The 6336-nt window shown below is 69.6% G+C and carries 8 protein-coding genes; 5 read left to right on the top strand and 3 right to left on the bottom strand.

Annotated features, from left to right (window positions below; translation table 11 throughout):
- Positions 1–253 precede the first annotated feature (253 nt).
- Positions 254–736 (bottom strand): CarD family transcriptional regulator, encoded by a 483-nt coding sequence (locus H8R17_RS30205; RefSeq protein ID WP_003953493.1) that lies wholly within the window; start codon positions 734–736, stop codon positions 254–256.
- Between the two features lie 655 nt (positions 737–1391).
- Here H8R17_RS30205 and H8R17_RS30210 point away from each other — a divergent pair.
- Positions 1392–2075, top strand: a complete 684-nt coding sequence (locus H8R17_RS30210) for a DUF461 domain-containing protein (RefSeq protein WP_187826399.1) — start codon at positions 1392–1394, stop codon at positions 2073–2075.
- Between the two features lie 124 nt (positions 2076–2199).
- On the opposite strand, the gene H8R17_RS30215 is transcribed toward H8R17_RS30210, so the two are convergent.
- Together H8R17_RS30215 and H8R17_RS30220 are read right to left on the bottom strand one after the other, a co-directional pair.
- On the bottom strand, positions 2200–2880 hold the full coding sequence (locus H8R17_RS30215; RefSeq protein ID WP_187826400.1) for a response regulator: 681 nt from the start codon (positions 2878–2880) through the stop codon (positions 2200–2202).
- Complete coding sequence (locus H8R17_RS30220; protein WP_187826401.1) at positions 2877–4217, bottom strand: cell wall metabolism sensor histidine kinase WalK; 1341 nt, start codon at positions 4215–4217, stop codon at positions 2877–2879. Before H8R17_RS30220 ends, H8R17_RS30215 begins: the two co-directional genes overlap by 4 nt.
- Before the next feature lie 215 nt (positions 4218–4432).
- On the opposite strand from H8R17_RS30220, the gene phoU reads away from it, so the two are divergent.
- The 4 genes from phoU (at position 4433) to H8R17_RS30240 (ending at position 6128) form a co-directional block, all read left to right on the top strand.
- Positions 4433–5122, top strand: coding sequence for a phosphate signaling complex protein PhoU (gene phoU, locus H8R17_RS30225; protein ID WP_187826402.1), 690 nt, complete (start codon positions 4433–4435; stop codon positions 5120–5122).
- A gap of 191 nt (positions 5123–5313) precedes the next feature.
- Positions 5314–5478, top strand: coding sequence for a hypothetical protein (locus H8R17_RS30230; protein WP_187826403.1), 165 nt, complete (start codon positions 5314–5316; stop codon positions 5476–5478).
- Between the two features lie 165 nt (positions 5479–5643).
- Positions 5644–5892, top strand: a complete 249-nt coding sequence (locus tag H8R17_RS30235) for an SCO4226 family nickel-binding protein (RefSeq protein WP_187826404.1) — start codon at positions 5644–5646, stop codon at positions 5890–5892.
- 5 nt (positions 5893–5897) lie between these two features.
- On the top strand, positions 5898–6128 hold the full coding sequence (locus H8R17_RS30240; RefSeq protein ID WP_187826405.1) for a nickel-binding protein: 231 nt from the start codon (positions 5898–5900) through the stop codon (positions 6126–6128).
- Positions 6129–6336: the final 208 nt, after the last annotated feature.

Genomic DNA, 6336 nt, shown 5'->3' on the forward strand with positions numbered 1-6336 from the left:
CTTGGGTATGGCCACAGCGTGCCGGGCGCGACGGTTTGACCGGACCCTTCCGTGACACTGGTCGAGCCAGCTGCCCGGGCCCGGCACATCAGTATCGGGGGAACCTCCCCGAAGGCGTACGCACGCGGCGTGGTCACGCGAACATGCCGCAGCGCCCGGCGACAAGAGTTACGTCATCGGGCACCGCGGCACTTCTTCAAATCAACACAGCGCTGTGCTGGAGCTGCGTGAGCGGGCTTGCTGCCTGCCTGCGTCAGGAGGCGAGCACCTCGTCGAGCAGGGCCTCGGCCTTGTCCTCGTTGGTGTTCTCCGCAAGCGCGAGCTCGCTCACCAGAATCTGGCGGGCCTTGGCGAGCATGCGCTTCTCACCGGCGGAGAGTCCACGCTCGCGCTCCCGACGCCACAGGTCACGTACGACTTCCGCGACCTTGATGACATCGCCGGAGGCGAGCTTCTCCAGGTTTGCCTTGTAACGACGCGACCAGTTCGTGGGCTCCTCGGCATACGGCGCGCGCAGCACCTCGAAGACCCGGTCCAGCCCGTCCTGACCGACCACATCACGTACGCCGACGAACTCCGCATTGTCCGCTGGCACACGCACCGTCAGGTCACCCTGGGCGACCTTCAGCACCAAGTAGGTCTTGTCCACGCCTTTGATCTGGCGAGTTTCGATGGCCTCGATCAGCGCGGCCCCGTGATGGGGATAGACCACGGTGTCGCCAACCTTGAACGTCATGTGACAGGTACCCCTTCCGTGGCTATCCAGGGTAACACGGATACGGCGTCTTCTGAATGGCGTTTTCGCAGGTCAGGGCACATCTCGGGGCTTGACAACTCCGACAGGAACGTGCTTCGCGGGGTGAGGGGAAGCGGGTATTCGCAGGTCGGAGCGGTTCTTCGGGGCGGTCGAAACGCGGACGTCACACACCTCCGGAGGCCCGCCCACCTGGGCGAATACCCCCATATGTCCGGTTCCAAGTGATCGACTTCCGCTACTCCGTTCGGTACCCCGAGCCGGGTTCCGGTCGAATCCGGAATTGATCACGGCGTGACCGGGCCGAACGTCCGGTGATCAATTCCCGAAGCGGCCGCGCATTCCTGCACGGAAATTTTGCGCGGCCGTGGGGATGTATGCGCGGGGCGCTTATGTGAATGCCGGATAGTTGCCGGACCAATGTGACTCGGGAGTCACTTGTGCGCGTGAAGGCGTGCCGGCCGCGCGCGGCGGGCACCCGATGTCCGCCTTCGGGCATCCTCGAACGCGGCACTCGCGGCGCGCAGGGAGGGTCGGGTGCGGCTGCTCGGGAACGGCTCGGTAACCTGAGGGCCGCTGACAGACACTTAGGACGGCTTTACAGCCGCCTCGCTCAAGTCAAGGAGTTGCCGCCGCCGTGAGCAGCAGCCTTCGACGCGGCGCCCTCGCCGCCGCCGTCATCGCAGTCTCGATCGCCTCGCTCGCCGCGTGCGGCGCCGGCAACAACGCCCAGACCCTGGAGATCCAGCCGGACCACGCGGCGACGGCCGTAGGCGACATCAAGATCCAGAACGCGGTCGTCGTCACCCAGCCCGACCGGGAGTCGACGGGCCCGGCCGTGGTCGCCGCCACCCTGTTCAACACCGGCCGCAGCGACCAGAGGCTGGAGTCCATCACCCTGCCGGGCACCGGCAGGACCGCCAAGCTGGCCCCCGCCAAGGGCGGCAGCCTGACCGTCCCGGCCGGCGGCTCGCTGATCCTCGGCGGCAAGGACAACGCCTCCGCCACGCTGGCCAGCAGCCGCGAGGCCCTGCAGGACGGCAACGCGCAGCGGGTCACGTTCACCTTCAGCAAGACCGGTGAGGTGAGCCTGCGCGCCTTCGTCGTCCCGGCCAGGAGCTACTTCTCCTCGTGGGGCCCGAGCGAGGTCCCGGCCGCGCCGGGCGGCAACGGGTCGCCGACGCCGACGCCGACCGGGGGTGCCGGAGGCGCGGACAACCGGAACGGTGACGCGGGCAACGGCGCGACGCCGACCACCCCGACCGACGCGGCGTCCGCGAGCACGACGCCTACGACGCCGGAGAGCGGCGCCGGTCACTGAGCGGCCGGTACTGAGCGGTCGTACGGCTCGGACGTCCCTACGTCAGGAAGGGCGGGCCTCCCGGAGTGTTCCGGAGAGATCCCGCCCTTCCTGACGCAAAGCAGGCTGTTATGTGGGGGCCGGCCTACGGCTCGAACTTGTAGCCCAGGCCGCGGACCGTCACCAGGTAGCGCGGGGCGCCCGGGTCCGGCTCGATCTTGGCGCGCAGGCGCTTGACGTGGACGTCGAGGGTCTTGGTGTCACCGACGTAGTCGGCGCCCCAGACGCGGTCGATGAGCTGCATGCGGGTCAGCACGCGGCCGGCGTTGCGCAGCAGCATCTCCAGCAGGTCGAACTCCTTGAGCGGGAGGTCGATCTTGGAGCCGGAGACGGTGACGACGTGCCGGTCGACGTCCATGCGGACCGGGCCGGCCTCCAGCGCGGCCGGGGTGACCTCCTCCGGCTCGCCGCGACGGCGCAGGACGGCGCGGATGCGGGCGACCAGTTCTCTGGAGGAGAACGGCTTGGTGACGTAGTCGTCGGCTCCTATTTCCAGCCCGACGACCTTGTCGATCTCGCTGTCCTTCGCGGTCACCATGATGACGGGGACGTTGGAGCGGCCGCGCAGCTGGCGGCACACCTCGGTGCCCGGCAGGCCGGGCAGCATCAGGTCGAGGAGGACGAGGTCGGCGCCGTTGCGCTCGAACTCGTCGAGTCCGTCGGGCCCGGTGGTCGCGACGGCGACCTCGAAGCCCTCCTTGCGGAGCATGTACGACAGGGCGTCGGAGAAGGACTCCTCGTCCTCGACGACGAGCACTCGGGTCACGGAAGGACCTCCGGGGCGGGAAGCGTTGCGTACGCGGATGTGTCGGGGGATGTGGTGGACCGCCCGGCCTCCTCGTCGAGGCCCGCGCCTTCCGCGCGTTCTTCTCGGGCGGAGTCCTGCTGTGCCCGGTCGCGGGCAGCGCCCGCCTCCGGCAGCCGCAGGGTGAAGGTGGAGCCCTGGCCTTCGGCGCTCCACACCGTGACCTCCCCGCCGTGCGAGGCGGCCACGTGCTTCACGATCGCAAGGCCCAGGCCGGTACCGCCGGTCGCCCGGGAGCGGGCCGGGTCGACGCGGTAGAAGCGCTCGAAGATGCGCTCCTTGTCCTTGTCGGAGATGCCGATGCCCTGGTCGGTCACGGCGATCTCGATCAGGTCGCCGCCGGTCGCGGTCACCCTGCGGGCGGCGATGCCGACGCGGGTGCGGGCGGGCGAGTAGTTGACGGCGTTCTCGACGAGGTTGCCGAGGGCGGCGGCGAGCTGGCCACGGTGGCCCCAGATGCTGAGGTCGGCCGTTCCCGCCCGTCGCCCACCACCACCCTCATTCGAAGGCCCTTCGGGCCCCTCTACTGAGGCGGCCATGGTGATCTGCTTGGTGCCGGCCTGGTGCCGGCAGCGGTCGATGGCCTCAGCGACGAGCTCGTCGACGCGGACGGGCTCGGCGTCCTCGAGGGGGTCGTCGTTCTGCACCCGGGAGAGGTCGATCAGCTCCTGGACCAGGCTGGTCAGCCGCGTGGCCTCGATCTGCATCCGGCCGGCGAAGCGCTCGACCGCCTCCGGGTCGTCGGAGGCGTCCATGACGGCCTCGGACAGGAGGGAGAGCGCGCCGACGGGCGTCTTCAGCTCGTGGCTGACGTTCGCGACGAAGTCACGTCGTACGGCCTCGATACGGCGGGCCTCGGTGAGGTCCTCGACGAGCAGCAGCACGAGCCGGGACCCGAGCGGCGCGACGCGCGCGGAGACGGCAAGCGCCTCACCGCGCCCGCTGCCGCGCCGCGGCAGGTCCAGCTCGACCTGGCGTATCTCGCCGTCTCTCCTCGTGTCCCGGGCCATCCGCAGCATGGGCTCGACGGCGAGCTTGCCGCCGCGGACGAGCCCGAGGGCGTACGCGGCAGAGCTGGCCTTGACGACGGCGTCCGACTCGTCGAGAACGACGGCCGAGGAACGGAGCACGGACAGGACGGTGTCCACGCCCGGCGGAAGCACCGGGTCCGTGTGCAGGGAGGTGCGCGTGGGGCGCTGTTGCTCCCTTTCACTCCAACGGAACGCCAGCATGGCGATGACGCCGGTGAGCACTCCGGCGATCGCTGCCGCTGCGGCGACCGCCGCGTTCACGTCCATGCATCCAGGTTAGGCATGGGATATGGGCTACCCACAGCGGTCCGACTGCGACCTCGAACACTCGTCGCCCAGAGTTCACCTTGGAGCCAGTGATGGTTCATTTGGGATGCCGGAAACGGACGCGTACGGGCCGGATCGTGGGAGCGTGGGGGGTGCGAACCCCTGAACAAGGGCGGTTACGAACCCCTGACCAGCACGTACGAGAGGGAACCCTGATGCGGGACGCGTACCACGAGGAACTTGACTCGATCAGCGACAGCCTGGTGGAGATGGCCCGCCTGGTCGGATCGGCGGTCGGGCGCGCCACAACCGCCATCCTCGACTCCGACCTGAGGCTGGCCGAGAGCGTGATCGAGGCCGACCAGAAGGTGGACGAACTCCAGCACGACCTGGAGGCCCGGGCGATAGCCCTGCTGGCCCGGCAGCAGCCGGTGGCGACGGACCTCAGGATCGTCGTCACGTCCCTTCGCATGTCGGCCGACCTGGAGCGCTCCGGCGACCTTGCCCAGCACGTGGCGAAGCTGGCCCGGCTGCGCTACCCCGATCGCGCGGTCCCGCGCGACCTGCACGCCACCATCCTGGAGATGGGCCAGCTCGCCCAGCGCCTGATGGCCAAGGCGGCCGAGGTGATCATCACCAAGGACGTCGACCTGGCCCTCCAGCTGGAGCAGGACGACGACGCGATGGACCTGCTGCACCGCACCCTCTTCCAGCACCTGATGGACGACCGCTGGAAGCACGGCATCGAGACGGCCGTCGACGTGACCCTGCTCGGCCGCTACTACGAGCGGTACGCCGACCACGCGGTGGCGGTCGCCAAGCGGGTGGTGTACCTGGTGACCGGCGAGCACGCGGACGAGATCCAGCCGGAGATCCAGGCGGTGGCGGGGGCCGAGGGGGCGTAGCTGCGGAGCCGGGGGCGTAGCTCCGGCCCTCCGGAGGGGCGCCGGCGCTGCACCGGGCGGGGAGCGTGGCGCCGTACTGGACGGGGGCGTGAAGCCGACCGGCCAGGGCGCGCGTAAGCCACTGTGCGCCGTTGATGCGACCACCCGAATGGGCATCCAATGGGCACAGGCACCAGCCTTGAGGAGGGACCATGGCCGAATCCCCCACCACCCCCGGCACGACACCCGACCCCACCCGGGAACACCCGACCGAGCAGCCCGCCGAGATCAGGAACCTGACCCTGGTAGCGGCGTGCGGCTGCGGCTCGGGCTGCGGCTGCGGGTGCCAGTCGGGCAACCCGTGCCAGTGCGGCTGAACACCTACGACGCCGCCGATCTCGTCCGGCAGTGAGGGCCCCGGTACAACGCCGGGGCCCTCTGCCGTGCGCTGGGAACCCCACTCGCTCCGCGGGTCGTGCGGGCGCAGCATGGAAGGTGTAGGGGGAAAGCTGGCGAGCGCACTCGGAAGGAGGTGCGAGGCCATGGCCAAGTTCATGGATGTCCACCACAGCATGAAGGGCATCACAGCCGAGCAACTGCGTGAAGCCCACAACGCGGACCTCGCCATAGAGAAGGAAGAGCGCGTCCACTTCGAGAAGGCGTGGGCGGACCCGGAGTCCGGCGTCGTCTACTGCCTCTCCGAGGCCCCCTCGGCCGACGCGGTCCAGCGCATTCACGAACGCGCCGGTCACAAGGCGGACGAGATTCATCCGGTGCCGTTGTCGGTCTGACCGGCATGGAAGCCCGGCATAGGAGCAGAGCAGCTGCAGCAGGGACACGATGCGGTTGCCGCGACCGGGAAGGAGGAAAGGGGCGGGCGCACATCGAGCACGCCTGGGCAGACCCGGAGGCCGGCCTCGTCCACTGCCTCACCGAGGGCCCCACGCCGGAGGCGGTCGCGCGCGCCCACGAACGCGGAGGCGGCGCCAAGCCCGACGAGATCCACCCGGTCCCCCTGACCGTGTGAGACCTCGCCCCATCCGGGCCGCAGCCCCCTGCCGGCGGAACAACCGCGGGCAGGGGGCTCGGTCACGGGGCCTTGCGCAGGTCACCGGCCCTCTCGCGCAGGCTCTCAGGCCGCCTCTGAGCTTGACTCTGTCGGGGATCTTGGAACTGGAGAGGTCAGCTGCCGAGAGTTCGCCAGGACTTGAGGCGAGGGATCGCGCGTTGATCAA

The organism is Streptomyces sp. TRM68367, assembly GCF_014495685.1.
Classification (GTDB): Bacteria; Actinomycetota; Actinomycetes; order Streptomycetales; family Streptomycetaceae; genus Streptomyces.

What these genes read in the sequence shown, in the direction of transcription:
- H8R17_RS30205 (WP_003953493.1), bottom strand. Translation starts at nt 736, where the DNA reads ATGACGTTCAAGGTTGGCGACACCGTGGTCTATCCCCATCACGGGGCC.
- H8R17_RS30220 (WP_187826401.1), bottom strand. Translation starts at nt 4,217, where the DNA reads ATGGACGTGAACGCGGCGGTCGCCGCAGCGGCAGCGATCGCCGGAGTG.
- phoU (WP_187826402.1), top strand. Translation starts at nt 4,433, where the DNA reads ATGCGGGACGCGTACCACGAGGAACTTGACTCGATCAGCGACAGCCTG.
- H8R17_RS30230 (WP_187826403.1), top strand. Translation starts at nt 5,314, where the DNA reads ATGGCCGAATCCCCCACCACCCCCGGCACGACACCCGACCCCACCCGG.
- H8R17_RS30235 (WP_187826404.1), top strand. Translation starts at nt 5,644, where the DNA reads ATGGCCAAGTTCATGGATGTCCACCACAGCATGAAGGGCATCACAGCC.
- H8R17_RS30240 (WP_187826405.1), top strand. Translation starts at nt 5,898, where the DNA reads ATGGAAGCCCGGCATAGGAGCAGAGCAGCTGCAGCAGGGACACGATGC.